This is a genomic window from Thioalkalivibrio sp. AKL7, from assembly GCF_000381705.1.
Classification (GTDB): Bacteria; Pseudomonadota; Gammaproteobacteria; order Ectothiorhodospirales; family Ectothiorhodospiraceae; genus Thioalkalivibrio; species Thioalkalivibrio versutus.
In genome coordinates this window covers 15,798-42,367 of record NZ_KB906947.1, presented here as the reverse complement: position 1 = coordinate 42,367, position 26,570 = coordinate 15,798, and the positions used below count along the sequence as shown (strand labels likewise).

At 68.4% G+C, this 26,570-nt stretch carries 14 protein-coding genes; 4 read left to right on the top strand and 10 right to left on the bottom strand.

Annotation, left to right across the window (positions count from 1 at the left end; all coding sequences use genetic code 11):
- Window positions 1-5: 5 nt before the first annotated feature.
- The 3 genes from prfB to G315_RS0100165 all read right to left on the bottom strand — a co-directional run bounded on the left by prfB (window position 6) and on the right by G315_RS0100165 (window position 2,615).
- Window positions 6-1,104 (bottom strand): peptide chain release factor 2 gene (gene prfB / locus G315_RS0100175; protein ID WP_155986080.1). Its coding sequence is split into 2 segments (ribosomal slippage): window positions 6-1,031 and window positions 1,033-1,104, totalling 1,098 coding nucleotides; the frame shifts between segments, so codons are not numbered across the junction.
- Window positions 1,105-1,191: 87 nt separating this feature from the next.
- Entirely contained in the window at window positions 1,192-1,980 is a 789-nt protein-coding gene (locus tag G315_RS0100170; protein WP_019611636.1) for a hypothetical protein, read from the bottom strand.
- A 170-nt stretch (window positions 1,981-2,150) separates the two neighbouring features.
- Complete coding sequence (locus tag G315_RS0100165) at window positions 2,151-2,615, bottom strand: phosphate-starvation-inducible protein PsiE (protein WP_019611635.1); 465 nt, start codon at window positions 2,613-2,615, stop codon at window positions 2,151-2,153.
- A 115-nt stretch (window positions 2,616-2,730) separates the two neighbouring features.
- On the opposite strand from G315_RS0100165, the gene G315_RS0100160 reads away from it, so the two are divergent.
- Window positions 2,731-4,284 (top strand): DUF255 domain-containing protein, encoded by a 1,554-nt coding sequence (locus G315_RS0100160; RefSeq protein WP_019611634.1) that lies wholly within the window; start codon window positions 2,731-2,733, stop codon window positions 4,282-4,284.
- A gap of 98 nt (window positions 4,285-4,382) precedes the next feature.
- On the opposite strand, the gene G315_RS0100155 is transcribed toward G315_RS0100160, so the two are convergent.
- The gene (locus G315_RS0100155; protein ID WP_018176926.1) at window positions 4,383-5,612 is read right to left on the bottom strand and encodes a methyl-accepting chemotaxis protein; all 1,230 of its coding nucleotides are present in this window, start codon (window positions 5,610-5,612) and stop codon (window positions 4,383-4,385) included.
- A gap of 492 nt (window positions 5,613-6,104) precedes the next feature.
- On the bottom strand, window positions 6,105-7,424 hold the full coding sequence (locus G315_RS0100150) for a DEAD/DEAH box helicase (protein ID WP_018176927.1): 1,320 nt from the start codon (window positions 7,422-7,424) through the stop codon (window positions 6,105-6,107).
- Window positions 7,425-7,730: 306 nt separating this feature from the next.
- Between G315_RS0100150 and G315_RS0100145 the strand changes: the two genes are divergently transcribed.
- A complete protein-coding gene (locus tag G315_RS0100145) occupies window positions 7,731-9,314 on the top strand; it encodes a PAS domain-containing methyl-accepting chemotaxis protein (protein WP_018176928.1) in 1,584 nt (527 codons plus the stop codon).
- Window positions 9,315-9,331: 17 nt separating this feature from the next.
- Window positions 9,332-11,854, top strand: a complete 2,523-nt coding sequence (locus tag G315_RS0100140; protein WP_019611632.1) for an EAL domain-containing protein — start codon at window positions 9,332-9,334, stop codon at window positions 11,852-11,854.
- Window positions 11,855-12,069: 215 nt separating this feature from the next.
- On the opposite strand, the gene G315_RS0100135 is transcribed toward G315_RS0100140, so the two are convergent.
- The gene (locus tag G315_RS0100135) at window positions 12,070-12,441 is read right to left on the bottom strand and encodes a hypothetical protein (protein ID WP_018145893.1); all 372 of its coding nucleotides are present in this window, start codon (window positions 12,439-12,441) and stop codon (window positions 12,070-12,072) included.
- Window positions 12,442-12,647: 206 nt separating this feature from the next.
- Between G315_RS0100135 and G315_RS0100130 the strand changes: the two genes are divergently transcribed.
- On the top strand, window positions 12,648-13,295 hold the full coding sequence (locus G315_RS0100130; RefSeq protein ID WP_018169567.1) for an ERCC4 domain-containing protein: 648 nt from the start codon (window positions 12,648-12,650) through the stop codon (window positions 13,293-13,295).
- A 259-nt stretch (window positions 13,296-13,554) separates the two neighbouring features.
- Here the strand turns inward: G315_RS0100130 and recD are convergent, their stop codons facing one another.
- The 4 genes from recD to G315_RS0100110 all read right to left on the bottom strand — a co-directional run bounded on the left by recD (window position 13,555) and on the right by G315_RS0100110 (window position 26,349).
- Window positions 13,555-15,660, bottom strand: a complete 2,106-nt coding sequence (gene recD, locus G315_RS0100125) for an exodeoxyribonuclease V subunit alpha (RefSeq protein ID WP_019611631.1) — start codon at window positions 15,658-15,660, stop codon at window positions 13,555-13,557.
- Window positions 15,657-19,349 carry an exodeoxyribonuclease V subunit beta gene (gene recB / locus G315_RS0100120; RefSeq protein WP_019611630.1) on the bottom strand — a complete coding sequence of 1,231 codons (3,693 nt, stop codon included), beginning with the start codon at window positions 19,347-19,349 and terminating at the stop codon, window positions 15,657-15,659. Before recB ends, recD begins: the two co-directional genes overlap by 4 nt.
- A complete protein-coding gene (recC, locus tag G315_RS0100115; RefSeq protein ID WP_038034583.1) occupies window positions 19,346-22,846 on the bottom strand; it encodes an exodeoxyribonuclease V subunit gamma in 3,501 nt (1,166 codons plus the stop codon). The genes recB and recC overlap by 4 nt, the downstream gene beginning before the upstream one ends.
- 182 nt (window positions 22,847-23,028) lie before the next feature.
- Window positions 23,029-26,349, bottom strand: coding sequence for a bifunctional diguanylate cyclase/phosphodiesterase (locus tag G315_RS0100110; protein WP_026313064.1), 3,321 nt, complete (start codon window positions 26,347-26,349; stop codon window positions 23,029-23,031).
- Between the last annotated feature and the right edge of the window lie 221 nt (window positions 26,350-26,570).

Here is a 26,570-nt window from a genome sequence, read left to right as displayed (position 1 = left end):
TAGACTTACAAGCCACTCTTGAGACTGGCTTCAATAAAGGGGTCGAGGTCGCCGTCGAGCACGCCCTGGGTGTTGCCGACCTCCACGCCGGTGCGCAGATCCTTGATCCGCGACTGATCCAGCACGTAGGAGCGGATCTGGCTGCCCCAGCCGATGTCGGACTTGGTGTCCTCCACCGCCTGCTTCTCGGCATTGCGCTCCTGCAACTCGCGCTCGTACAGCTTGGCGCGCAGCTGGTTCATCGCCATCTCGCGGTTCTTGTGCTGCGAACGCCCGGCCTGACACGCCGCCACCACTCCGGTCGGGACGTGGGTAATGCGCACCGCCGAGTCGGTGGTGTTCACGTGCTGACCACCGGCGCCGGAGGAGCGATAGGTGTCCACCCGCAGATCCGCCGGATTGATCTCGATCTCGAAGTTCTCGTCGATCTCCGGGGAGGCGAACACCGACGCGAACGAGGTATGCCGGCGGTTGCCGGAATCGAACGGCGACTTGCGCACCAGCCGATGCACGCCGGTCTCGGTGCGCAGCCAGCCGAAGGCGTACTCGCCCTGGATGTGCACGGTCGCACTCTTGATCCCGGCGGTCTCGCCCTCGGAGAGTTCGGTGACCTCCGCCTTGAAGCCCTTGTGCTCGGCCCAGCGCAGGTACATGCGCAGCAGGATATTGGCCCAGTCCTGGGCCTCGGTGCCCCCGGAACCGGCCTGGATATCGAGATAGGCGTTGGCCTCGTCCATATCGCCGGAGAACATGCGGCGAAACTCCAGGCCCTCGATACGCGCGGTCAACGCCTCTACATCGGCCGCGACCGACGCCGCCGTCTCCTCGTCGCCATCCGCCTCGGCCATCTCCAGCAGGTCCCGGCTTTCATCCAGCTGGGTGCCGATCTCGCGGATGTTGACCACCACGCCCTCAAGCTGGGCCCGCTCCTTGTTCAGCGCCTGGGCCTGCTCCGGGTCGTTCCAGATATCCGGGTTCTGCTCCAGCTCGCGCTGGACTTCCTCTAGCCGTTCTTCCTTGGCAGGGTAGTCAAAGATACCCCCTAAGGCCTTCCAGGCGGCCTTTCAGGTCATCGATCAGGGAATACAGCGCGTTCAGTTCCATGGCAGTTTCCGTCGGGTGCCGTGGCGCACACGGCAGGTTCGATCACGTGGCGAGAAAAGCCGCGCAGTATAACACCCGACAGCGGCTTCAGGGCCGGCGGGGACGGCGCCAGAACGCCAGCGCGTCGCGGCGTTCCAGCACCAGGGCGCCGGCGCCTGACCCGGCCGTGGATTGCGGATCAACAAATTCCAGCGCGCCCAGGCCGCCACGGAGCAGAGCCCGCAGCTTCGGCGCCACCACGTCGTCGGCAACCGACTCCAGAAGCTCGAGCCGGCGCTCGAGCGACGGCGCCGCCTCCAGTGCCTCGACGACGACCACGGTATCGCCGGATTCCGCCAGGTCGGCCGCCGGGTCGGCTGCCCAGTCGATGCCGGCGCCCCGCGCCAGCCAGTGCGCGACCACACCGCCGCCGCACACACGGCCCACACTCGTTGGTCCACCGGGATGCCCGGGCGACCAGGGCCAGAGGCCATGCACGGCTCCACGCCCCTCCCGCTCGCGCGCCAGATTCACCGGGTGCTGGAACCAGGCCATCTGCAAGGCGTTGGCCAGTACCTGCAGGCGCCGAGCTACATCGCCCTGCATCGACGGCGCCACCATGGCGCGCCCCATGCCGATCGACGGTGGCGGGCCCGACGCATCGCCCTCGGCGTCCATCCGCAACTCCCACAAGCCGTCTTCACTCAGGGCCAAGGTCGCCCCGGCCGCCTCCAGTTCCGGTTGTGCAGCCGACCACAAGGCCTCGCGCTCGGCCTCCGACACCGGCTCCACCGGATAGGCCACCAGGTCCTTCATCCCCGCAGTCAGCTGCACCGGTTGGACCAGCCAGGTTCGCCAGCCGGAAGCGGCTGGCCGGTATCCCAGCCGCTCGGCCAACGCGGCCTCCCATCCTGGTGCTTCCGTGCCGGTGACCCCGCTCCGCGCCCGTCCCAGCCAGCGCGCCAGACGTCGCACAGAGAGCGGAGGCGCACCGGCCACCGCGCCCTCGGGCGCTGCCCACAGGCCGGGCAGCAGGTGAATCACCCGCGGGCTTGCACCCGGTCGTGTCATCGATCGGACCCGTAGCGTCCCTTCGGCACGTCGCGCTCCTTCGCCGGATCGTCCTCGATCCCCGGCGTGATGCGACCTTCGTCGTCATACGGGAGCCGGACATGCCCGTAGCGAAGCACCAGCACTGCGCCCGCCAGAATCAGGACCCCGGCAGTCACCGCGATCAGCTCCCATACGTCCATGTCCTTCATGTCGATGATCACGTAGCGCGCCAGCGCGACGATCGCGATGTAGATCGGCAGGCGCACCGGGAGACGCCCGGAACGCAGGTAGATCCCGACCATCGCCAGCACCTCAAGAAAGATGAACAGCAACAGCAGGTCGGCCAACCCCACCCACATCGCCGAGACCATGGTGGCGATCTCCTGCAGGATCGCGATCACGGTGGCGATGGCGATCACCACCAGCACGGCCACTTCGACATGATGCAGGGCACGGCGCCCGGCGCGTTCGACGTTCATGCATTCACCACAATTGCCCCAATAAGTCCGGCCATCCTACCACCCGCCCCGGGCACGAACGCTCAATTCTCCCATTGGTCTATACCAATAGGCACAACGATCTGAAGCACCCGCCATGACTCGATCCGTCGACATCAAGAAGCTGCCCGCCATACGCCGCATCCAGTGGTCCGCCGCATGCGGACTCGGCGCGGGACTCGTCCTGCTGTTGCTCGCGCTGCCGGCCGCCGCGGAGGACTACCCCGCCGATTCCGCGATCGCGTGGCAGGACTGGGACAGCCAGCTTTTCGAGGAGTCCGAGGCACGCGAGCGGCCCATCTTCTTTTATTTTCACGGCCAGTGGTGCACCTGGTGCCGCGACTTCCAGGACGAGTCCCTGGAGAACCCCGACGTGGTGGACACCGTCGACCAGCACTACATCCCGGTGCTGGTCGATCTCGACGAACGTGCGGATCTATTCCGGCGCTACGGTGGCCGCGGACTGCCCTTCGTGGTCATCGTGAACTCTGATGACGAGATGCTGACCCGCTTTACCGGTCACGTGAATGCCCGCGACCTGCAGAACATCCTGGTGGCCCAGCGGGACATGTTCTCGGTCACCGGCCGCGAGATCACGCCGGACGATGCCGCGATCGACGATCTTGAAGCCTTCATGGAGATGCTCGACGAGGTCTACGATGCCCGCGCCGACCGCCTGAGCGGCAGCGCCACCTTCGGCACCCTCAGCAAGCGCCCGCAGCCCTGGACCTATCGCTTCCTGCTCACCGCCGAAGGGTGGCGGGATCGCATGCCCGGGCTACTCGACCAGATCGCGGAGGACCTCTACGACGAGGTCGAAGGCGGCTTCTTCTTCTTTCACGATCCGGACCAGCGCGACCCCGTCCTGGCACTGGAGACCTCCAAGCGCCTAGACCAGAACGCGGCGTTCCTGTGGCTGTTCTCCGAGGCCCATGACACCACCGGCGGCGAGCGTTACGCCGAGATCGCCCGCGGCATCCGCGACTACCTGCAAGACCACCTGTGGGACAGCCGCCAGCTGCGCTTCGGCAACAGCCAGTACGCCGACCGCGACTACTACCAGCTGGACCCGGAGACGCGCACGCAAACCGACCCGCCGCAGGTCGACCGCAACACCTACGCCGACACCTCGGGCCAGGCGATCGCCGCCCTCGCCAACATGGCGCGGGTGCTGGAAGACAGGGACACACTGGAGTGGGCACACGAGGCCCTTCGGGCGCTGGATCGCTACCTGCAGACCGAACAGGGCTACCTGCACGGCATCACCGCGGCGGGTCGCCCGGCGATGGAGGGCTACCTGCCCTCGCAGATCTGGCCGGAGATCGCCCGCCAGGAGCTGGCGCGCGCCACGGAGGCACTGGACGGCGAGCGACCGGAGATGCCCGCCCCGCTCCCGGCACTGGACCGGCTGGAACCGTTCTTCAACGAGGAGCTGGGCGCCCACGCCGAGCGGATCGGCACCGATCTGGAACCCTGGTCGGAGACCCGCACCCAGGCGGCGCTGGCCTGGTGGCTCTACCGCCTGCCGGACGCCGCCATCGAGGAATCCCACATCGATCGCAACATGGTGCGCGAACGCCTGCGCATCGAGCCCGGTGCCGACCCCGACGACGTCGCTCTGGGCTTCGACGCCCTGCGCCGGGGCTTCTAAAGCCCCGAAGCAAACCCTCGCGGTCGCTTATCCGGCGTCACACCACCCCCGGTTTCCCAGGATGGCGAGCCGAACCTGCGATGGGCCTGGCTCGGCCGTTACGCCTGTTGACGGAAGCCCGCGACCTCGCCCTGTAGCTTCTGTGCCAGGGCCTCCAGGGCCTCCACCGCCTGCTGCATCTCGTTCGCCCCGTCGGCATTGCGCACGGCGATGTCGTTGATGTGGTGGATGTTGCGGTTGATCTCTTCCGCCACCTGGCTTTGCTCCTCGGTCGCGCTGGCCACCTGGCGGGTCATGTCGTCGATGGCGGTCACCGAGTCGTGGATGTACTCCAGGGTCTCGCCGGCCTCGCCCGCCTTCGCCACGGAGGTCTCCGCATGCTGCTGGCTGACCTCCATCGCCTGCACCGCACGGGTGGCCCCGCCCTGCAGGCGCTGAATGATCTCGCGGATCTCCCCGGTCGAGTCGTTCGTGCGCTGTGCCAGGTGGCGCACTTCGTCCGCCACCACCGCGAAGCCCCGCCCGGCCTCGCCGGCCCGCGCCGCCTCGATGGCCGCGTTCAGCGCCAGCAGGTTGGTCTTCTCGGCGATCTCCTCGATGACCTGCAGGATCGTGCCGATGTTGTCGCTGTCACCTTTCAGCTCCACGATCACGTTGTTCGCCTGACGAATCTCGCCGGCCAGGGTGTTGATCGCCGCCTGGGTCGCCTGCACCACGGTGCGCCCGCCTTCCGCCGCACGCGTCGCCTGCCCCGCGCTCTCGGCCGTACTCTGCGTGTTGTTGGCGACCTCCTGCACCGTGGCAGACATCTGGTTCATCGCCGTGACCACCTGCTCTACATCACCGCGCTGTTCGTGAGTGGCACGCGTCATTTCATTGCTGCGCCCATCCAGCTGCCGCGCCGAGGCGGCAATCCCGTCCGCCGCGTCCGCAACCTGGCGAATGAGCCCCGAAAGCCGGTCCATCACCGTGTTGAAGGCCGCGCCGGTGCGCCCGATCTCGTCGTCGGTCGTCACCTCCACCCGGTGCCCGAGATCCGCGCGGCCCTCGCCGATCGCCTCCAGCCCCTCGGCCAGGCGCTCCATGGGGCGCGTCAGCACATTGGCGTAGAACCAGCCAATACCCAGCGCCACCACGAACGCGACGATCCACAGCACCCACAGCAGCCACCACAACTGGGTCACCAGCGCCGCGTCCACACCCGCAGCGAGATCGCCCTTCATGGTGTGGAAGGTCACCCCGCCCATGATGGACAACGGCACGGTGCTCACCACGATCACCAGGATAATCAGCTTCAGTCGCAGCCCACCCAACGGTCCAATCTTCATCGACGCCCTCCTTTCCGTCCCTTAACGACCAGCCGATCCCGGTCTTGAGCCCGACACAGTATCCATCCGCCCCGCCCCTATCGTCTTGACCCGGGTCAACCCCAGGTCCCACGACAAGCCGAAAAACCGTTTCACCACGAAACGAATGAAGGCACGAAGAAGATCAACGGCGATTGCGCCAGAAAGGACACGGAGTTCACGGAGAGGATGGAAAGGCTGTCAACTTGAAGCAGGGGGCTCGCTTGGTTTCAGCGGTGGGGCCAGCGGCGATGGCTAACGGACGTTCCAGACAGAATTCGTCCTTTCTCTGGGTCCTCCGTGTCCTCTGTGTTAATACGCCTTTGGCCTTGACCTTCTTCGTGCCTTCGTGCGCTTCGTGGTGAATAAAGCCCTTGAGCGGGCGCTCGCCTCACCCCCGATACCCAGACACAAAAAACCCGCGGGCCCGAGACTCGGGACCGCGGGTTCGCGGTACTGCGTTAGCGGATCCGCTTACCGGCTGCGGGCCGCGCGGTTGCCGCTGGCGGACGGGCGACCGTTGCCGCCGCGACCCCCACCGGGCTTGCCACCGCGACCGTTGCGCGGGGCGCCACTGCGGGCACCTCCGCCCGGCTTGCCACCCGGACCACCACGGCGATTGCCGTTGCCGTCATTGGCAGCCGGTTTCGGCGTGGCGAAGCCCTCGGTTTCGATACGGTCGATCGGGCGCTTGATCAGGCGTTCGATGCCCTTCAGCAGCTTGATCTCCTCGCCATCCACTAGCGACAGCGCGGCGCCGTCGGAGCCGGCACGCCCGGTGCGACCGATGCGATGCACGTAGTCTTCCGGCACGTTCGGCAGCTCGAAATTGACCACCTGCGGCAGCTGGTCGATGTCCAGCCCGCGCGCGGCGATATCCGTGGCTACCAGGACCGGCACCTGGCCGGACTTGAACTGCTTCAGCGCCTTGGTGCGCGCCGCCTGGCTCTTGTTGCCGTGGATCGCCTCGGAGCGCACGCCATCCTTCGACAGCTTCTCGGCCAGGCGATTGGCGCCATGCTTGGTGCGGGTAAACACCAGCACCTGTTCCCATTTGTTGGTGCGGATCAGGTGGCTCAGCAGCTCGCGCTTCTGGCTGGTCTCGACCAGGTGCACGCTTTGCTTCACGCCCTCGGCGGTCGTGTTGCGCGGCGCGATGTCGATCTCCGCCGGGTTGTTCAGCAGGCCGTTGGCCAGCTTGCGGATCTCGTCGGAGAACGTCGCCGAGAACATCAGGTTCTGGCGGTTCTTCGGCATCATCGCAATCAGCTTCTTGATATCACGGATGAAGCCCATGTCGAGCATGCGATCGGCCTCGTCGAGGACCAGAATCTCCACACCGGACAGGTCGATGGTCTTCTGATTGGCGTGATCCAGCAGACGCCCCGGCGTCGCCACCACGATGTCCATGCGATCACGCAGGGCCTTGATCTGCGGGTTCATGTTGACACCGCCGAAGATCGTCATCGAGCGCATCTTCAGATTGCGCCCGTAGGTCTTCACGGATTCGTGAACCTGCGCAGCCAGCTCGCGGGTCGGGGTCAGCACCAGGCAACGCGGGCGGCCATTGCCGGCCTGCGGCGCATCCGAGGTGGAAAGGCGCTGCAGAATCGGCAGGGTGAAGCCCGCGGTCTTGCCGGTGCCGGTCTGGGCGGCGGCCAGCAGGTCGCCTCCCTTCAGGACTTCCGGGATGGCCTGGGCCTGGATCGGGGTCGGGTGCTGGTACCCGGAGGTTTCCAGCGCACGCAAAAGGGTATCGGCCAACCCGAGGTCGGCAAAGGTCGTATCAGTCATGGAATGCTCCAACGCCACCCGCCACTCGTTCAACACAGAGCACCCATCGGGGGAAACGAAATCAGGGGGATCACTGCGAGCCGGAAGGCTCTGGATCAAATGAACGGACGCTGACGGGCGGGGCGTTCGATCCGGGCACTATACGCCTTTTGTCAATGAAAAGACACCGCTCCATACCCCATCGGATATATATTTGTTTTGTGCGGGAATATCCGCTAGCTTCATCTCAAAAAAACCGATGCCAACGCAGCATCGGTCAGGCCGACGCGACCCCAAACAACAACGATCGGCCATCAGGGGAACAAAATGAAACGCAACCTGCCTGTCACCGGGATCGAGGTGGACTACCCGGAGAGTGCCAATATCCTCTCCACCACCAACCTCAAGGGGGCCATCAGCTACGTCAACCCAGAGTTCATCGACATCAGCGGCTTCGAGGAAGAAGAGCTGCTGGGCAAGAATCACAACGTGGTTCGTCACCCGGACATGCCCCCTGCCGCATTCGAGGACCTCTGGCAGACCGTTCAAGGCGGACGATCCTGGATGGGAATGGTCAAGAACCGCTGCAAGAACGGCGACCATTACTGGGTCAGCGCGTACGTCACACCGGTGACCGAGGACGGTCAAACGGTCGAATACCAATCCGTCCGCACCAAGCCGCAACGCGAGCTGGTGGAAAAGGCCGAATCCGTCTACACCGCCCTGCTCGAGGGGCGCATGCCCCTGTCGCTGCGTCTGCCACGCATTGGCATCAAGACCCGGGCCGTCGCCTCGGTGGCCGGTGGCGTGCTGCTGGGCCTGATTGCCAGCCTCGCCCTGACCGGCATCACCTGGGGCTCCGCACTGGTCTTCACCCTGACCACCCTGCTGGTCGCCGGCCTGCTCGTCTGGACCAGTCTGACGCCGCTTTGCCGCGCGGTGGCCCACGCCCGCCGCATTGCCAACAACCCGGTCAGCCAGTACATCTACACCGGGCGTACCGACGAGGCCGGCGAGATCCTGTTCGCGATGCAGATGCTGGAGGCAGAGGCAGGCTCGGTCGTCGGGCGCATGGGGAACGCGGCCGAACGCCTTACCCGGACCGCCGACGCCCTGGTCACTGCGGTCGGTGACAGCCGGCAAGCCTGCAACCATCAACAGACCGAGACCGAGCAGGTGGCGAGCGCCACCCAGCAGATGGTGAACAGCGTGCAGGAGGTCGCCCGCAGCGCCCAGGGTGCGGCCGATGCAGCCGACCGGACCGACCGCGAAGCCGGTGCCGGAAGCGGCGTCGTGGCCGAAAGCACGCAGGCTATCGAAAACCTGGGACAGCATATTCGCGATGGATCGGGTGTGATGGCCGAACTGGAACGCCACAGCCAGGACATCAGCAGCGTTCTGGACGTGATCCGCGGCATCGCCGAGCAGACCAACCTGCTCGCCCTGAACGCGGCGATCGAGGCCGCACGCGCCGGCGAACAGGGGCGAGGCTTCGCCGTGGTGGCGGACGAGGTGCGCACACTGGCCAGTCGAACACAGGATTCCACCGCCGAAATCCAGCAGATGATCGAGCGTCTCCAGGATCGCGCGCGGGCTGCGGTGGCCTCCATGGAGCAAAGCCGCACGCAGGCCGAAACCAGCGTCGAACAGGCCCGGCAGGCGGCGGCGGCACTCGAAAACATCACCTCGGGCGTCGGACAGATCCGCGACATGAGCACCCGGATTGCGGCCGCCGTGGAACAACAGGGGACCGCCGGGGAAGAGATCCGCCGGGGGGTCGACTCGATCCGCAGCGCCGCCGACACCACCGCGAACCGGGCCGATCAAAGCGACACCGCCGCCCGCGAGGTCGCGCAGCTCGCAACCGGACTGCAAGGCCTCGCCCGGCAGTTCTGGGCAAGACATCGCTGAAAGGGAAAGCTCCCCAGATGACTTCCCCATCCGATCGGTACCTGCGGCAACATATTGCCCTCGCCTCCGGCGTTCTGCTGGCGCTATTGCTGTTACCGCTGGCGATCTGGATGCTCGGGGCGGAGCTGCCCCGCATCCTGCCCAGCGAACACCTGACCGCCTTCCACACGGGCGCGGAGTTGTTCGCGGTGGTTGTGGCCGTACTGGTGTTTGCGGTGGGCTACCACGTAATCGACCGCCGCCGCGTGGCCGCTTCTCTGCTGCTGGCGTGCGCCTTCCTGGCGGTCGCGTTGCTTGATTTCCTGCACCTGATGACCTATCCGGCCATGCCGGATTTCATCACCCCGAACTCGCCACAACAGACCTTGTTGTTCTGGCTGGCCGCGCGCCTGGTCGCGGCGGCGGCGTTGCTCGCCTACGTGGCCCTGCCCATGGTCTCGCAAAGCGACGGTCCACCACGCCATGTCTACCTGATCGGGAGTCTCCTGCTAGTCGCCTTGCTGGCGTGGATCGGACTTTGGCATGCGGAGATCATCCCGCCCCTGTTCGACCCGGTCAGCGGGCTCACGCCCATCAAGGTGGGGCTGGCGCTGGTGATCAGCCTGCACCTGGTCACCCTGGCCCTGCTCGCCCTGCGCCGTGAGCTGCTGCAACGTCCGGGCATGCCCCTGGTCGCCGCCGCCCTGGTCATCAGCATCGGCAGCGGGCTGTTCTTCATGTTCTACGAAGACCTGACGGACACCCCGTTTGTACTCGGCCATATCTACAAGCTCGCGGCGTATCTCCTGATCTACCAGGGCCTGTTCCTGGAAAGCGTACGCTCGCCCCTCCAGCGCCTGCACCAGGCCCACCGCGATATCGAGATGCGCGAGCAGCGTTACCAGCAACTGGTGGAGACGGCCCCCGACGGCGTGCTGGTCACCGACATGGACGGCCGTATCGTGATGGCCAATCGCAACATCGAACGTCTGTTCGGATATCCACGCCAGCAATTGATCGGGCAACCGGTGGAGCGGCTGGTCCCCGAGCGCCTGCGCGAACGCCACCGCATGCACCGGCGAACACATGCCCACACCATCAACCGCCGCACCATGGGGCAGGTGCCCCACCTGCGCGGGTGCCGCATCGACGGCACCGAGTTCCCGCTGGACATCAGCCTGAATGCTTTCGACGACAGCGAAGGCCGCCGCATCACCGCGTTCATCCGCGACATCACCGACCGCCAGCGCCGCGAGGCGCGGATCCAGCACCAGGCCACCCACGACAGCCTGACCGAACTACCCAACCGCTGGCTCCTGCACGACCGCCTGACGCAGGGGATCGCCCAGGCCGAACGTCACGGCCACCCGATCGCCGTCATGCTGCTGGATCTCGACAACTTCAAGATGGTCAACGACACCTTCGGCCATCACGAGGGCGACCAGCTGCTGAAGGCCGTGGCCGCCCGACTTCAGGGCGCCCTGGACCAGGAGGCGACCATCGGGCGTTTCGGCGGCGACGAGTTCATGATCCTGCTGACCAACGTCGAGGACGAACAGGCCATCGGCCAGGTCGCCCAGCGCATCCTCGGCATCTTCGACAGCCCGTTCCAGACCGAACACGCGCGCAACCTCGCCTCCACCGGGAGCGTCGGTATCGCCCTGTTCCCGCGCGATGCCCGCGACGAATGCACCCTGGTGCGTTACGCCGACATGGCGATGTATGAGGCCAAGCACTCCGGACGCAACACCTATGCCTTCTTCTCACAGCACCTGGACGCCCAGGTGCATGAGGAACAGCGCCTGCAGCAGCGCCTCCAGCAGGCGCTGGAGAACCACGAACTCGAGCTGCACTACCAGCCCCTGCTCGATGTCGCCTCGAACCGCATCATCGGCGTCGAGGCCCTGGCACGCTGGACGGACACCGAGCTCGGACCGGTTGCTCCGGCACGCTTTATCGCCAGCGCCGAGGCCAACGGACTGATCCTGCCGCTGGGCGACTGGGTCATCCGCACGGCCTGCGAGCAGCTCGCCCAGTGGTCCCGCGCGGGACTCGACCTCCGCGTCGCGATCAACATCTCCGCCATTCAGTTCCGCCGGCATGACCTGGTGGACCATCTGGGCAGGGCTCTCCGGGCCACCGGCGCCCCACCCGAGCACCTCGAAATCGAGGTCACCGAAACCGTGGCCATGGCGGACGTCGCATTGACCCGCGATCAGCTGCGCGGACTAAAGGCCCTGGGCATCCGGGTCGCACTGGATGATTTCGGCACCGGCTATTCCTCCCTCGCCTACCTGAAATCGCTGCCGATCGACAAGCTCAAGATCGATCGCTCGTTCATCGCCGACATCGGCCAGGACCCGGAATCCGACATGATCCTGCGCTCCATCGTCCACCTCGGCCACAGCCTGGGCCTGACCCTGGTGGCCGAGGGCGTGGAGACGGAGGCGCAGCGCGACTTCCTCCGGACGATCGGCTGCGACCTCTACCAGGGCTGGATTCATTCAAGGGCCATGGCGCCACTCGCCCTCGCCGACTGCCTGGAGACACGCCTGGTCTGAAGCGGGGCCCCCACACCACCCCGCCGTCCCGGACACGGGGAAGGCGACACACCCACCATCCGCTCGAACCAGCAAGCAATCATTCCGCGTGTCGTTTCGCCTCACTGCTCAACGCCTGCGCGCCAGCCAGCAACAAAAAGGCCGCCCGAAGGCGGCCTTTCGTGACCGAATCCAGCCGTTCGTGCCGCCATCGAACCCAGCGACGCGGCGCTGGATCAGTACCCCGTACTGCCGTGCACGTCCGGCGGGGCCTCGCGCGTCAGCATCGCCCACGTCAGGTGCGCCATCACCTCGGGCGCCACCACCGTATGGCGGTTCCCGCTGTTCTGCATCCCCTCGCGCAGCTCCTGGCGGACCTGCGGCTGCCCGGTCAGATCGAAGATCACATCCACCTGATCCCCGCGCGCCACGAGATCCGCAACCGACTCCAGCGGGATCCCCTTCGCCTCGGCCAGCCGGCGCCCCTCGGTCTCGCCCTGCTCCGAGGCCGCGCAGATCGTCATCCCGGGCAGACCGGACTCCAGCAACATCTCCAGGAAGCGGCCGCCCACCCGGCCAAGCCCCACCACTGCAATCTGAATCGACATATGCACTCCATCCTTTTCTATTTTTGTTGTTTCCATGCATGCCCACGGTTGCCATCCGCCGAGCACGCTCCCCGACTGTAGGCCATGTGCGGCGCCCACGCACGCCAACCCGTGCACCGGGCCGCCCCGCCCGCCATCCGGCCATTTGGAGCGGCCCGCGGCACGCCCTAGAGTGCCCTGAGTTTGCCAACCAACCGGAGCCCCCCATGGAAAACGTTCACCTGCCGATCCGCGCAGACCGCCGCGAGCAGGGCAAGATCATCCAGCGCATCGAACGCCTGGAGGGAGTGGAGCTGGAATTCACCGACCTCGACGTCGGCGACTACCTGCTGCCGAACGGCGTCGTGGTCGAGCGCAAGTCCGCCACCGACATGGTGCTCAGCGTCGTCGACAAGACCCTGTGGGAGAGCGCCGCCAAGCTGAAGGCCAACTACCAGCAGGTCGTCTACATCGTGGAGGGGGACCTCTACGAGCCGCGTTTCCACCAGCAGGCGCTGGACATCCACCGCGCCCTGGCCCACCTGACGATCGCCCTCGGCATCAGCGTCCTGCCCAGCTCCGATGCCGACAACAGCGGCATGCTGATCTACCTTCTGGGGCTGAACGCACAGATCGAGCCGGACCCGTCTGACCGCCCGACCAAGCCCGACACCCGGCGCAAGGCCGCCGAATTCATCGTCAGCGGCCTGCCCGGCGTCGAGGCCGACCAGGCCCGCGACCTCCTGCGCGACATCGGCAGCGTGCGCGACATCATCAACGCCGATGCGGCCACCCTCGCCCAGACCGACGGCCTCGACGCGGAACGCGCCCAACGCATCGAATCCGTCGTCACCTACGGCAGCCGCACCACCTGAACGCCCCCCCGAGCCGCCCGCCGCACCGCCCTCTGTGGGAGCCTGCTTGCAGGCGAAGCCCCCGCCAAAGCCGGACCTGGACAGCGGACGATTGGCGAGGTGATGCGATTCGCGAGGCTCATCGCATCCTACAATGCTGCCAACCCCGGACACGGGCAACGGACGTAGGATGCCGATGAGCGCAGCGAATCGCATCAAGAGGGCGCGTGTTGTCCCGTGAACGGTGCGTTTCGCGATGCTCAACGCACCCTACGACGCTCTACGACGCGTTCCCCAGCCACCGCCGCAGGCCGCCGCTACGGCGGATCTGGTGCTGGCTGGCCGCGACCAGCGTGCCGGCGCGCGGCTCCAGCAGACTGAACCAGCGGCTGGCGCGGGTGATGGCGGTGTAGGCCAGCTCGCGGGTCAGGATCGGGCTGTCCGCGTCCGGCAGCACCAGGGCCACGTGCTCGAACTCCGACCCCTGGGCCTTGTGCACCGTCAGGGCAAACGCGGTCTCGATGGCCTCCAGGCGGTTGGGCAGCACCCAGCGCACACGCCCGCCGTCCCCGGCGGCCAAGAACGCCACCCGCAGCACCGAGGCAGCTCCAGCGTCCGCACCCGCCTCCGGCTCACCCCGCGCCAGCCAGGCCGGGATGGCCAGGGCGATCCCGATATCGCCGTTGATCAGCCCCAGCGCGTAGTCATTGCGCGTGACGATCACCGGGCGCCCCTCGACCCATTGTCCGCCGGCCCCGGGCCCGTCCATCCGTCCCGCATCCCCCGCGAGCAATCCGCGCGCCTGCAAGGCCGCGGCAACGCGCCGGTTCAGCGTCTCCAGCCCCCACGGGCCGCGGCGCACCGCGCACAGGAGCTGGAACCGTCCGTGGGCCGCCAGCACGTCGCGCGCCCAGTCCTCCCAGGCCGCGCGCGGGGCCGCCGGGGCCGGCCGCGCCGCGCGCAGGCCCTCGAGATAGCCCGCATAACCCACCGCCTCGCCTTCCGGCGTGTCCGCGCGCCCGTCCACCGCGAGATCCACCAGTGCCGGGTCCTCGGGCCCCGCGAGTACCTTTTGCCGGACGGCATCGTCCCCGTCCGCCCCTTTCCATGCCTCGCCCGTGTTCACTGCCGCGGCCAGCCGCCCGATTCCGCTGTCCGCGCCGAAGCGATGACTCTCGCGCAGCATCACGATGTGCTGGTCCAGCGCCTGACCGGCCGCATCCTGCATGGCCGCCGACACGGCCATCCCGGTCACGGCCTCCAGCCACAGCGCGGTCGACGGCGTGTAGTGCCCGCCCCCGGCGCGATGGCACAGCTCGCCCAGCACCGCGCCGGCCTCCACCGAGGCGAGCTGATCGCGATCCCCCAGCAGGATCAGGCGCGCGGTGCGGGGCACGGCCTCGACCAGGCTCGCCATCAGCTCCAGGTCGATCATCGAGGCCTCGTCCACCACCAGCACATCCACCGCCAGCGGGTTGCGCGCCCCGTGGCGGAAGTGCCGGGTATCCGGGCGCGCCCCGAGCAGGCGGTGCACCGTCACCACCTCGGCGGGCAGATTGCGGCGCAACGCATCGCCGTCCGGCAACGCCTCCAGCCCCAGGCGATCCAGCGCCCCGCTGACCGAGGCATTCAGGCGCGCCGCCGCCTTGCCGGTCGGCGCCGCCAGGCGGATGCGCAGCGGGTCGTCCGGACCTTGCAACCCCTGCAACAACGCGAGCAGTCGCAGCACGGTCGTGGTCTTGCCGGTCCCCGGCCCGCCGGTAATCACACTGAAGCCGGAACCGGCCGCCAGGGCACAGGCCAGGCGTTGCCAGTCCGGATCGGTGGCAGCCTCCGCCGGCGTTCCGAACAGATGGTCCAGCCAGTCCCGCGCCGCCTGCGCGTCCAGCGCACCTTGCCAGGCCTCGCGGTCCGCCAGGCGCGCGCGGATGGCCTGGCCGATGCGGCGCTCGCTCTCCCAGTAGCGGCTCAGATAGACCTGCCCCCCGGTGTACACCAGCGGCGTTCCACCCGCCTCGCCCGGTCCGGCCAGGCCACTGTCCTGCAGGGCCGCCGCAACCTGCGCAACGGATACCCCCTGCAGTACCGACGAGGGTCGCGGCGGCGGCTTTGATCCCGGCTCGCCCTCCGGCGGCAGGGCCAGCGTGGCGTCGGGGGCCTGCAGCAATGCGTCCAGTTCCAGGCACACATGGCCGCGCCCGACCTGATGGCTGGCCAGCGCCGCCAGCAGCAGGGCCAGCGGCGACGCCGCCGGGGCCTGCTCGTGCAGGAAGCGCACCAGCGCCCGGTCGACGCCGCGCAGCCAGCCGGCCTCCTCCCACTCGCGCAGCAGCTCGAGCACGGCCTCCGCCGACGCCAGGGGTCCCGTGGGCATCACCGTGCTCATGCCGTCGCCTCCCGGTCCGGGCCGGCCGCCATGCGGTGATCCAGCCATTCAATCAGCGCGCGCGGCGGACAGTGGTGGAACACCCCGTGCCCCGGCGCATCCACGCCACGCAGGAACAGGTACACCCCGCCGCCCATGTGCTGGTCATAGTCGTAGCCCGGCAGCCGAGCGCCCAGTTGGCGATGCAGTGCCAGGGTGTAGAGCACCAGCTGCAGGTCGTAGCGGTGTTCCAGCACCGCCGCCTGCAGGCGTTCCGGGGTGTAGGCCTGCGCCGAAGTCCCCAGCCAGTTGGATTTGTAGTCGGCCACGTAATAGCGCCCGCCGTGCTCGAAGACCAGATCGACGAATCCCTTCAGCATCCCGTTCAGGGTCACGTTCCCCAGCGGCGGGCGCGGCTGTCCGGCCAGGATCTGCGCGCGGACCGCCTGATCCAGCTCGCCCGCCTGCAGGTTGCGCGTCGGATACAGGAACTCCAGCTCCGGCTGATAGGTGGTCAGGCCGCCCAGACTAAAATGTTCGCCGTCCTCCAGCGGGAAGGCGACCGCAAGCAACTGCTGCATCCAGTCCGCGACCGTCTCCGACCACTCGCTCCAGCCCCGCCGCTCGCAGCGTGTCGCGATCTCCTGCGCCATCCGTTCGGGATCTGCCGCCTGCGCGGCGAGCCCCTGCTCGGCCGCCCACTCCAGCAGCCCGTGGAGGAAGGTGCCGGGCCCGGGCCCGCGCGGGAAGGCATGCAGCCCATTGGCCGCGCGCGACTCGGGCTCCGGCGCCTCCAGCGGCGGCCGACTCGCATCCGCCACCCCCTCGCGCAGCACGTCCTCGCGCGCCGAGTCAGGGGCCACCGGCGCGACCCCCTCGTCATGCGCGGCAATCGCACTGTAGCTGGCCACCCACCAGCGCTCGAAGCGGCGCGTCGGCGGCACCCGGGCCGGCCCCGTCGCGGTCGTGGCACTGCCCATCTGCGCGGCCACCGCGCTCGCCTCCGGCAGGGGGCCCACATGAATCGCCGATGCGTCGCCGGCTGCATCCCGCAGCGCGGCCTCCAACCCGCCGTCCTGCACCCCCGCGGGTCCGGCCAGCAGGTATCCGGCCGCGGTGCGGTCGAAGTGATTGGTCTTGCTGTTTCCGGAGACGATCGGCGCAATCCCCAGCCAGCAGGCATGCCGCGCGCGGGTCATGCCGACATACAACAGGCGCAGGTCCTCGGCCAGGCGCTCGCGCTCGGCGCGCTCGAACACCTCGCCGTCCATGCGGAATACCCAGCGCGCCCCACCCTGCGGCGGATGGTCGCGGTAGGGCACATCCTTGGCCGTATCCGTCTGGCGGAAATTGCAGACGAACGGCAGGAACACCAGCGGATACTCCAGCCCCTTGGACTTGTGCAGCGTAACCACCTTGACCAGGTCCTCGTCGCTCTCCAGACGCAGGACCTGCTCCTCCCCGGTCTCGCCTTCGCCGCCGCGATGTTCCGTCAGGTGCCGGATCAGCGCCTGCTCGCCATCCAGCTCGGCGGCCGCCTGCTGCAACAACTCGCTCAGATGCAGCAGGTTGGTCAGGGCACGCTCGCCCTCGGCCGTGGCCCGCAGCCGGCGCGGGACCTCGAAGTCGTGCAGCAGGCGGCGCAGCATCGGCAGCACCCCGCGCGACTGCCACAGCCGCCGATAGTCGCGGAACTGCTCGACGCGGACCTCCCACGCCAGCTCGTCCAGCGTCAGCCGATGCAGTTCGGCCAGCGACTGCCCCAGGGTCGCGGTCGCCAGCGCCGCGCGCAGCAGCCGTTCACTGGTCGGCTCGGCGCAGGCCCGCAACCAGCGCAGCAGGTCTCCCGCCTCGGCGGTCGCATACACCGACTCGCGATCGGACAGGTACACACTGCGCACACCCCGACGGCGCAGCTCGGCACGGATCGCATCCGCCTCGCCCCGCCCGCGCACCAGCACCGCCATGTCGCGGGGCCGTACCCCGGTCAATTCCTCACCTTTGCGGAAGCCACAGCGACCGGCCATCCCGCCGTTGAGCAGTTCCACCATGTAGCTGGCGCAGGCCTGCGCCATGCGCTCGCGATAGATGCCCTTGCCCACCGGCTCGCCCGGATCAAAGCACCACAGCGTGACGGCCGGCATCGCCTGTCCATCGTTCTCGAAGACCTCCGCACGCCCGTTCGCGTCCACCGGCAGAAACGGCAAGGGGTTCTCCGTTCCCGAGCGGAACAGAAAGGCCCCGTCCTGCCAGCCCTCGGCATGCTGGAACAGCCGGTTCACGCCCTGCACCAGGGCATCGGTCGACCGGAAGTTGCGTTCCAGCGTGTAGTGCCTCCCGGCGGTGGCCGCGCGCGCGGCGAGATAGGTATGGATATCCGCTCCGCGAAAGCGATAGATCGACTGCTTGGGGTCGCCGATCAGCAGCACGCCCAGATCGCGCGGGTTCTCGTCGATGCGGTAGACGCGGTGGAAGATCCGATACTGCACCGGATCGGTATCCTGGAACTCGTCGACCAGCGCCACCGGAAACTGGGCGCGCAGGGTCGCTGCCAGGTGTTCGCCGCCGGATCCGTCCAGGGCGTCGCGCAGCCGGGTCAGCAGGTCGTTGAAACCCATCTGCGCGCGTTGACGCTGTGCCTGACGAAACCGCGCGTCCACCTGCCGCGCGGCCGCCTGCAACAGGCGCTCGCGGTCGTCCACACAGACCTCGGCATGATCGTCCAGCGCGGCGAAGGCCGGATGCAGATCGTCCGGCAGCGCCTGCCCCGCCTTCAGCCGGGCCTGCATCCCGGCCGCGCTGAAACGCTCCAGGGGCGAGTCGCCGGAGACCCCGCCTGGCCGCAGTGCGCCGGGGTCCGCCGCCCAGTCGCGCATGGCCCCCAGCAACTTCTCCGGGTTGCTGTACTTCTGCTTGTTCAGGACCGAGTTGCGCAGCGTCTCGAACTGCGCGGCCACCGCCGCGAACGCCTCGCGCCAGGGCCGCTTCATGGCCTCCAGCCGCGCCAGCCGATCGCCCAATGCAGCTGCCAAGCCTTCCGGCGTCTCCAGCTCCACATCCGCCGTGTGGGCCGGGAGATGCCCGACCAGCGGCCGGATCTTCTGCAGCAACGTGTCGGGATCAGCACCGAAGGCGTTGCGCAGCAGCGCGAGTGGCGCCGCCGGTTGCGGATAGACAAAACGGCGCCAGTAGTCGCGCGCCGCGTCCGCCAGCAACTCCTGCTGGTCGCTCGCCAGGTCCTGGGTGAACAGGCTCCCGCTGTCGAAGGCATGCTCGCGCAGCATGCGGTAGCACCAGCCGTGAATGGTGGAGACCGCGGCCTCGTCCATCCACTCCGCCGCCAGCTCCAGCCGGCGTGCGGCGCCCGGACGCTCCGCCTCGGCATATTCGCGGCGCAACTGCTTGTGGATGTCCTGCACGCCCGGCACCGCATCCGGGTCCTCCGCGCGGAACACGCGCGCGGCAATCGCCAGCGCATCGCGGATGCGCTCGCGCAACTCCTGGGTCGCGGCCTCGGTGAAGGTCATCACCAGGATCTGCGGGGGCGTCAGGGCATCAGTGCCCTCGGGCAGCTCGCCGTGCCCCAGCACCAGGCGCAGGTACAGCGCGGCGATGGTGTAGGTCTTGCCGGTGCCGGCACTCGCCTCGATCAGGCGGCTGCCGTGCAGGGGCAGCCCCAGCAGATCCAGCTTGTGGGCGGTCGCGCTCATGCGGGGTCCTCCGCCTGATTCACAACGAAAAACACCGGCCGGTAGATCCGGTCGCGCCAGAAGGCAAAGTCCGGGTCGTCCAGCAGGGTCTCGGGGTCGGGCCAGGCACGCGCCAGCGCCGGGCTGCGCGACCATTCGCCGGCGGCGAAGTCATTCCCGGCCAGGGTCTTCAGCGCCTCGTCATACGGATCCTTCGATCCCTCCTCCGCCGCGAGCCAGGCAAAGGCGGCGGCGCAGGCCAGCGGCAGCGGCCGCTCCTGGCCGGCCGCCCAGGCCTCAAGCAGCGTCCCCAGCAACTCCTCGGCCAGCCCCGGCTCCAGCCCCGGGAGCTCCAGGCGCTTGTCCAGTCCAACCAGTTCGGAGCCCACGCCGCCCGCCCCGGCGTTCGCCAGCAGATGCATCACCCAGGGTGCCATCAGCTTGTCGAAGCGCCACTTCTTGCCATCACCAATGCGGCTCGCGGTGTAGTCGAGGCATACCCGCGCCTGCCCATCGCTGCGCAGGGCGGGTGGCACGGCCTCCAGGCCCCAGTGCTCGTGTTCCAGACGCAGGGGGCGCGCGGCCGGCAACGACTCGGGGTACAGCGCATAGCGCTCGCCGATCCGCTCCAGAAGCCGCGCGGCCTCCTCCACCATCGCGCCGCGCTCCAGCTCGCCTGCCGCCCCCAGCGGCAGCCGGCCCGCGCGCTGCAGCCGGGCCGACTCCGCCTCCAGGATGCTCGGCCAGGCGTCCGCGTCGTCGGTGGTCTCGAGTGCCGCCGCGACCAGTTGCTGACGCACCTGCCACTGCTCCAGCCCGGCCAGACCAAAGGGTTCCAGGTCGTCGCCGGCCTCTTCCTCCTCGTCGAAGAACACCCCCAGACGATGGCGGAAGAACGCCTCCACCGGGAAGCGCAGAAAGCGCGTCAATGCCTCCGGCCCCAGGGCGCGCGGCTCGCGCTCGGCCTCCAGCAACGGAACCGCCGCGGGGGCGCCACCAGCGGCATCCGCCGCAGCGCCCGGCGCCGGGTCGTGCACCGCCTCCCACTCCCGCGCGTAGGTAAAGTACCGATCGCCGGCGGCGTCCGCCACCGGGAAATTCACCGGCGAAAACGGCTGCAGCGGGTGCCAGGTGGTCAGGTGGCCCACCAGGGCCGGGCCGGCCTCCGGCTCGTCCGACCCGGCCAGCCCCCAGCCCGCCGCCAGGTGATCACGCAACTGGCCCACCAGCACCGACGGCGGGCGCGGCTCGTTGTCGCGCACGTGCCGCCCTACCCAGCTCACATGCAGCTGGCGCCGCGCGGAGAGCAGCGCCTCCAGGAACAGGTAGCGATCGTCCTCGCGCCGCGAGCGATCGCCCGGGCGGTAGTCGTTGGCCATCAGGTCAAAGTCCACCGGCGTCGGGCTGCGCGGGTAGTCACCGTCGTTCATCCCCAGCAGACAGACCACCTGGAACGGGATCGCCCGCATCGGCATCAGCGTGCAGAAGTTCACCTGCCCGGCGAGGAAACGCTGACCCACCCCGGAATCGTCCTGGCTGGCCAGCCACTGCTCGCGTACCACCGCCAGCGGCAGCGCCTCCTCCAGGCCGGCCGCCGCGCAGTCCTCGCGCCATTGATCCAGGGCCTCGCCCAGCTGCTCCAGGGTGAACAGCTCGGCATCGGTCTCGGCCGCGAAGAACTGCTCCAGCAGCCCACCCAGATGCACGGCCCAGTCTGCCGGCGCATGCGCCTGGCGCAGCCACGCCCAGGCCTCCTCCAGGGCCGTGATCAGGGCGTCCAGCGGCCCCAGCAGCGCGGCACTCAGCCCGCCGATCTCGTCGTAGGGCTCCAGGCCCTGCCACGGACCCTGGTCGCCCAGCGCGTAGCCCAGCAGCATCCGTCGCAGGCCGAAGCGCCAGGTGTTCTGCTCCAGCCCCTCGGGCAGGCCCAGCCCGGCGCGCTGCGCGGCATCCAGCCCCCAGCGCACGCCAGACCCCTCGGCCCAGCGGTGCAGCTGGCCCAGGTCCTCCTCCGCGATGCCAAAGCGCCGGCGCACCGCCGAAACATCCAGCAGATCCAGCAGCTCGCTGACGCCCATCCGGCTCTCCGGCAGCGACAACAACTGCTCCAGCGCGATCAGTACCGGATCGCGGCCGCGCGGACCCTGGTCCGACAGCGTGTACGGGATAAAGCGCGGGTCGTCCGTCTCGGGCTGGCCGAACACCGCCTCGATGTGCGGGGCGTACTGGTCGATGTCCGGCACCATCACGATCACATCGCGCGGGCGCAGCGACGAATCGCGCTCGAAGTGATCCAGCAGCCGGTCGTGCAGCAGCTCCACCTCGCGCAGCGGGCTGTGCGCGACATGGAACTGGATGGAACGATCCTCCGCCGGGACCGCGGGCCAGGTCTCCCGGGTCTCGGCGAGCGGGCGCAGCTCGCGGATGTCCTCCTGCAGCTGGTGCAGCAGGCAGTCCTCCGGCCCGCGCGTGCCGTGTGGCTCGAAGACGTCCACGCGCTCCCAGTCTAGCGTGCGCAGCACCCGGCCGTAGTGTTCGGGATCGTCGTGCTCGTCCAGCAGCCCGATGTAGTCACGTCCCTGCTTGCCCCAGGCCGCCAGCAGGGGGTGGGCGTGGTTGTGCAACTCCACCTCGTCGAGGACCTCGGGCATGCCCGCCTTGCGCGCCTGGCGCCGGCGCGTGGCGCGCAGCAGGTCCTTGTCGGCGACGATGTCGGCCCAGTAGTGCTCGCAGGGGTTGTGCACGCAGACCAGCACCTGGCAGAAGCGCGCCAGGCCCTCCAGCGCCTCCAGGATCTGCCCCGGAAGCGAAGAGATGCCGAACACGATGATCCGCCGGGGCAGGCCCGCCGGGCGCTGCTCCAGCGCGCGCACCGCGTCCATGTACCGGGCGTGTACCGCGGAGCGGCTCACGCCTTCCTGCGCGACACCGATATCCGCCTGCAGCAGGCGCCACAGCTCGGCCTGCCAGCGCTGCCCGGGCGCCAGCTCGCGCTCCTGCCCGCGGGCGTCGCGCAGGATGTCGCGTCCGGCCGCCCAGTCGGTCAGCCAGTCAGCACGGTACACCTGGTATTGATCGAACAGGTCCGCCAGGCGCTCGGCCAGCTGGAAACGCTTGCGCAGGTCGCCCCCCTGCCCCGGATCGTCGTCCTGCAGGAACTGGCGCAGCGGTGCAAAGGCCTCCTGCGCCAGGCACTCCGGCAGCAGGCGCATCAGGCGCCAGGTCAGCGGCCGCTTGGCGTAGGGGGATTCCAGCGGCACGGCCTCGGCCCCCAGGACCGCACGATAGGCGGACCACACGAAGCGCGACGGCAGCTGCATGTCCAGCGCCGCCGCGATCCCGCAGCCCGGCGGGTCGGCATCCGGCGGCGCGGCCAGGGCATGCCGCAGCCACTGCGCCATGCCGTTGCTCTGCACCAGGATGGTCTCGTTCTCCAGCGGTGCCAGCGGCGCACGGCGCATCCACTCCACCGCCAGCGTGCGCAGCGACTCCAGGTGATTGCCATGCAGTACCACCATCCCTGGCTGCAACTCGCGCGACTCCACCAACCCGGCTCCTTGATCCATTCGGGAAATGCCGCGCAAGGCCTCAAGGCCCGCGTGGTCCAGATGCGCCTACCCTACCATCCCCAGGCGACGATCCCCGTCGCGGTATTCACCGTTACGGCGTGAAATCCGGGCTATCCTCAAGGCAACAGGCTTCAGGCCCGAGGCGCAGCCAGCAAGGCCTCGAACTCGAGCGCCGGCACCGGGCGGCTGGCGTAGAACCCCTGATAGTGGTCACAGCCCAGCTCGCGCAGAACCGCGAGCTGGGCTGCGGTCTCCACGCCTTCCGCCAGCACGGTCAGCCCAAGGCCATGGCCCAGGCCAACGATGGAGCGGGCAATGGAGCGATCGTCCGCGCTGCCGGCCGCATCGTCCTCGGCCAGGCCGTCGACGAAGCTCTTGTCGATCTTGAGCGTATCCACCGGGAAACGCTTGAGCTGCGCCATGGAGGAGTACCCGGTGCCGAAGTCGTCGATCGCAAAGTGCACCCCGCGCTCGCGCAGGCGCTGCAGGATGCGCCGGGCCCGGCTCGGGTCCGCCATCAGCGCGGACTCGGTGATCTCCAGTTCCAGTTGATCCGCCGGGAACTCGAAGTCCTCCAGCAACTGGCCCACCTGCTGGTCGATCGGCACCCGCTGGAACTGCAGCGCCGAGACATTCACCGCCAGGCGGATCGGCGGATAGCCCGCCGCGCGCCAGCGATGGCCCTGTTCGATCACCCGGCGCAGCACCCAGCCCCCCAGCTCCACGATCAGGCCCGTCTGCTCGGCCAGCGGGATAAAGCGCCCCGGCGAGATCGGACCCAGCTCGGGATCGGTCCAGCGCAACAGCGCCTCCGCCCCCAGCAGACGCCCGTCCTCGACGTTGTACTGCGGCTGGTAGTGGACCTCCAGCGCATCCGCCTCGATGGCGCGGCGCAGGCGCGCCGACAGGTCAATGCGCTCGCGTGCCGCACGGGTGAACTCGTCGGAGTAATACCGATAGCTGCCGCGCCCGTCCATCTTGGCCTGTGACAGCGCGGTACTCGCCTGCTGCAGCAGGGTGTCGGCATCCACCCCATGGTCGGGGAAGACCGCGATGCCAACCGTCGCGGCAATCTCCATCTCCACGCCGTTGCCGAGATCACAGGGGTAGCCCACCTCGCGGATGATGTTCTCCGCCACCAGCGCGGCATCGTCCACATGCCCCAGGTTCTCCACCAGCACCGCGAACTCGTCGCTCGCCAGGCGGGCAACGGTATCGGTCCCGCGCCGCCCCACCTGCAGGCGCTCACCGACGATCTTCAGCAAGCGGTCGCCCGCGGCGTGGCCCTGGCTGTCGTTGATGTCCTTGAAGCGGTCGATATCCACGAACAGTAGCGCCAGATGCCCCTGGCGGCGACGCATCAACGAGATGCCGTGCGTCAGGCGTGCGCGCAGCAAGCGGCGATTCGGCAGCTCGGTCAGCGGATCGTGATGCGCGAGGAAGTCGAGCTCCGCCTCCGACGCCTTGATCCGCGAGATATCCGCGAACACCGACACGTAATGTGTAAGGTGGCCCTGCTCGTTGCGCACCGCGGTAATGCTCTGCAACTCCGGGAAGATCTCGCCGTTCTTGCGCCGGTTCCAGATCTCGCCCTGCCAGTGACCGTTCACCTGCAGCTCGTGATACATGTTGGTGTAGAACGCCTGATCGTGGCGCCCGGACTGGAACATCTTCGGCGTGTGCCCCACCACCTCGTCCTGGGTGTATCCCATCAGCTGGGTAAAGGCCCGGTTCACCGACAGGATATGGGCGCTGGCATCCGTAATCACCACCCCTTCTCGGGTGTTCTCGAACACCACCGAGGCCAGGCGCTGCCGCTCTTCCTGTTCGCGCTGTTCGGTGATGTCCCCGACCGTCGCCACCACCCGGTCCAGCTCGCCCTGCGGCGTGCGGCTGCACTTCACGTCGATATCCGCGACCATCACCCGCCCGTCACGGCGCAGCAGGCGCTTCACCACGCTATAGCCCGGACGGTCGCCGCGGCGCATCTCGGCGTCCAGCACCGCCTCGCAGCCACGATCCTCGGGTATGGCCAGGCGGTCCCAGTCCATCGCCGCCAGCTCGTCCGGCGCATAACCCAGCATGTCGGCCAGGCACGCATTCACGCGCTCCCAGCCCTGACCCCGCGGCCCGGAAATCGCCATGCCGACAAACGGCATATCGAAAAAGATCCCGAGCAGCCGATCTTGATCGGCGTGAGCCCGCACCAGGACCAGGTTGCGCCGCAACCACTGCTGACGCCACAGCAACGCCCCCGCCCCGAGCACGACCAGCCAGACGAACAGCGTGGCCCCGGCCGCCCACGCCGCCTGCTGCCGTGGCAGCGCCTGAAGCGCGTCGAGATCGCGCTTCAGCACCAGGTCCCAGCCCGCGGGTTCCAGCCCCTGTATACCGGCAAGGAACGGACTGTCCGCATCCTCAAAGCGCTCGATCACAACCTCGGCACGGGGATGATCCAGGACCCGTTCGCGCAGCCGGGGGAAGGCCGCAGGCGCCGGGATAATCAGGCCCCCGGACTCGGTGATCCGGGCAATCATGGCGCGTTGGTCACCCTCGCGCACCACGATATGCGCCTGGGCATCCATGCCGTTACGGTTCGCGGTCAGGGTCAGCAACGGATGCAGGTTCTCGAGCGTCGATGACAGCAGCACCAGTCCCACCACCGGATCCTGCGGCGCCGCCCGGTCGCGCACCGGCACCGCCCAGCTGATCCGCGGGCGCCGGTCCGGGTCCGCGTGCAGGATCGGCTCACTGGTCTCGCCACTGCGACGCACCTCGCGCAGCACCGCGTCCATCGCGGCCTCGTCGAGGGCACTGCGGCCCAGTTCGATCACCGGCTGACGATCCGCATCCAGCAGGGCCACGCTGTCGTAATCATAAGCCGTGCGCATCAGCTCCAGGCGATCGAGCACCTGCTCCAGCGCCAGCGTCGAACGCCGCTCCAGGGCCGTGACCGCGAACAGGTTGAAGCCCCGCGCCTCGCCCAGAACCATCGCGTCGCCGGTGCGCTCCGCCAGCCATTGGTCGATCACGCCGCCCTTCAAAAAAGCCGCGCGTTGCAGATCCTCATGCGCCTGCGATTCGGCGGCAGCCCCCTGCAAATGCCACGCGCCCAGCCCTACCCCTGCGGTGGAGGCGATCACCGCCACGGCCAGCACCAGCCAGGGCCAGGAGCCGAAACGCGCCAGCTCCTCGCGCGCACCCGTACCCGGCGCCTCGTCGCGCCAGGCCGGCAACCAGCGCATCGCCAGATAAAGCAGCGCCCCGGAAACCAGCACGAACCCAAAGCCCTTGCCCAGGTTCACCCGTGTCAGGGCAGTCGTGATGTCCGCCCCCGCCCACCAGGCCAGCGCCACATCGGACAGGGCAATCCACAACAGCCCCAGCACGACATAGGCACCCGCGATCCACCCGGCCGCAAAGCGCCGCGACACCTGACGCCGGGTCGTCATCGGCGGTGCCCGCACGCGCTCGACGCGGACGCAAAAAAGCGCCGCGCCCCGTTTCCGGCTGGCGCGGCGCCCCATCGGGCCGAATCCCTGCTAATCGCGTCGCTTCTCGTCAATGCCAACGGCATCTGCATCGGGGGGCACCCCGTCTCCATTCAAGCGTTCATTGCACATTTCAGGGGAACCGGCGGGCCGTCATCCCTCGACCCCAACAACAAGGGACC

Coding starts and splice junctions, on each gene's coding strand:
- G315_RS0100155 (WP_018176926.1), bottom strand. CDS start 5,612: ATGAAGATTGGACCGTTGGGTGGGCTGCGACTGAAGCTGATTATCCTG.
- recC (WP_038034583.1), bottom strand. CDS start 22,846: ATGGTGGTACTGCATGGCAATCACCTGGAGTCGCTGCGCACGCTGGCG.
- G315_RS0100160 (WP_019611634.1), top strand. CDS start 2,731: ATGACTCGATCCGTCGACATCAAGAAGCTGCCCGCCATACGCCGCATC.
- G315_RS0100165 (WP_019611635.1), bottom strand. CDS start 2,615: ATGAACGTCGAACGCGCCGGGCGCCGTGCCCTGCATCATGTCGAAGTG.
- G315_RS0100110 (WP_026313064.1), bottom strand. CDS start 26,349: ATGACGACCCGGCGTCAGGTGTCGCGGCGCTTTGCGGCCGGGTGGATC.
- G315_RS0100130 (WP_018169567.1), top strand. CDS start 12,648: ATGGAAAACGTTCACCTGCCGATCCGCGCAGACCGCCGCGAGCAGGGC.
- recD (WP_019611631.1), bottom strand. CDS start 15,660: ATGAGCACGGTGATGCCCACGGGACCCCTGGCGTCGGCGGAGGCCGTG.
- G315_RS0100145 (WP_018176928.1), top strand. CDS start 7,731: ATGAAACGCAACCTGCCTGTCACCGGGATCGAGGTGGACTACCCGGAG.
- G315_RS0100140 (WP_019611632.1), top strand. CDS start 9,332: ATGACTTCCCCATCCGATCGGTACCTGCGGCAACATATTGCCCTCGCC.
- G315_RS0100135 (WP_018145893.1), bottom strand. CDS start 12,441: ATGTCGATTCAGATTGCAGTGGTGGGGCTTGGCCGGGTGGGCGGCCGC.
- recB (WP_019611630.1), bottom strand. CDS start 19,349: ATGAGCGCGACCGCCCACAAGCTGGATCTGCTGGGGCTGCCCCTGCAC.
- G315_RS0100150 (WP_018176927.1), bottom strand. CDS start 7,424: ATGACTGATACGACCTTTGCCGACCTCGGGTTGGCCGATACCCTTTTG.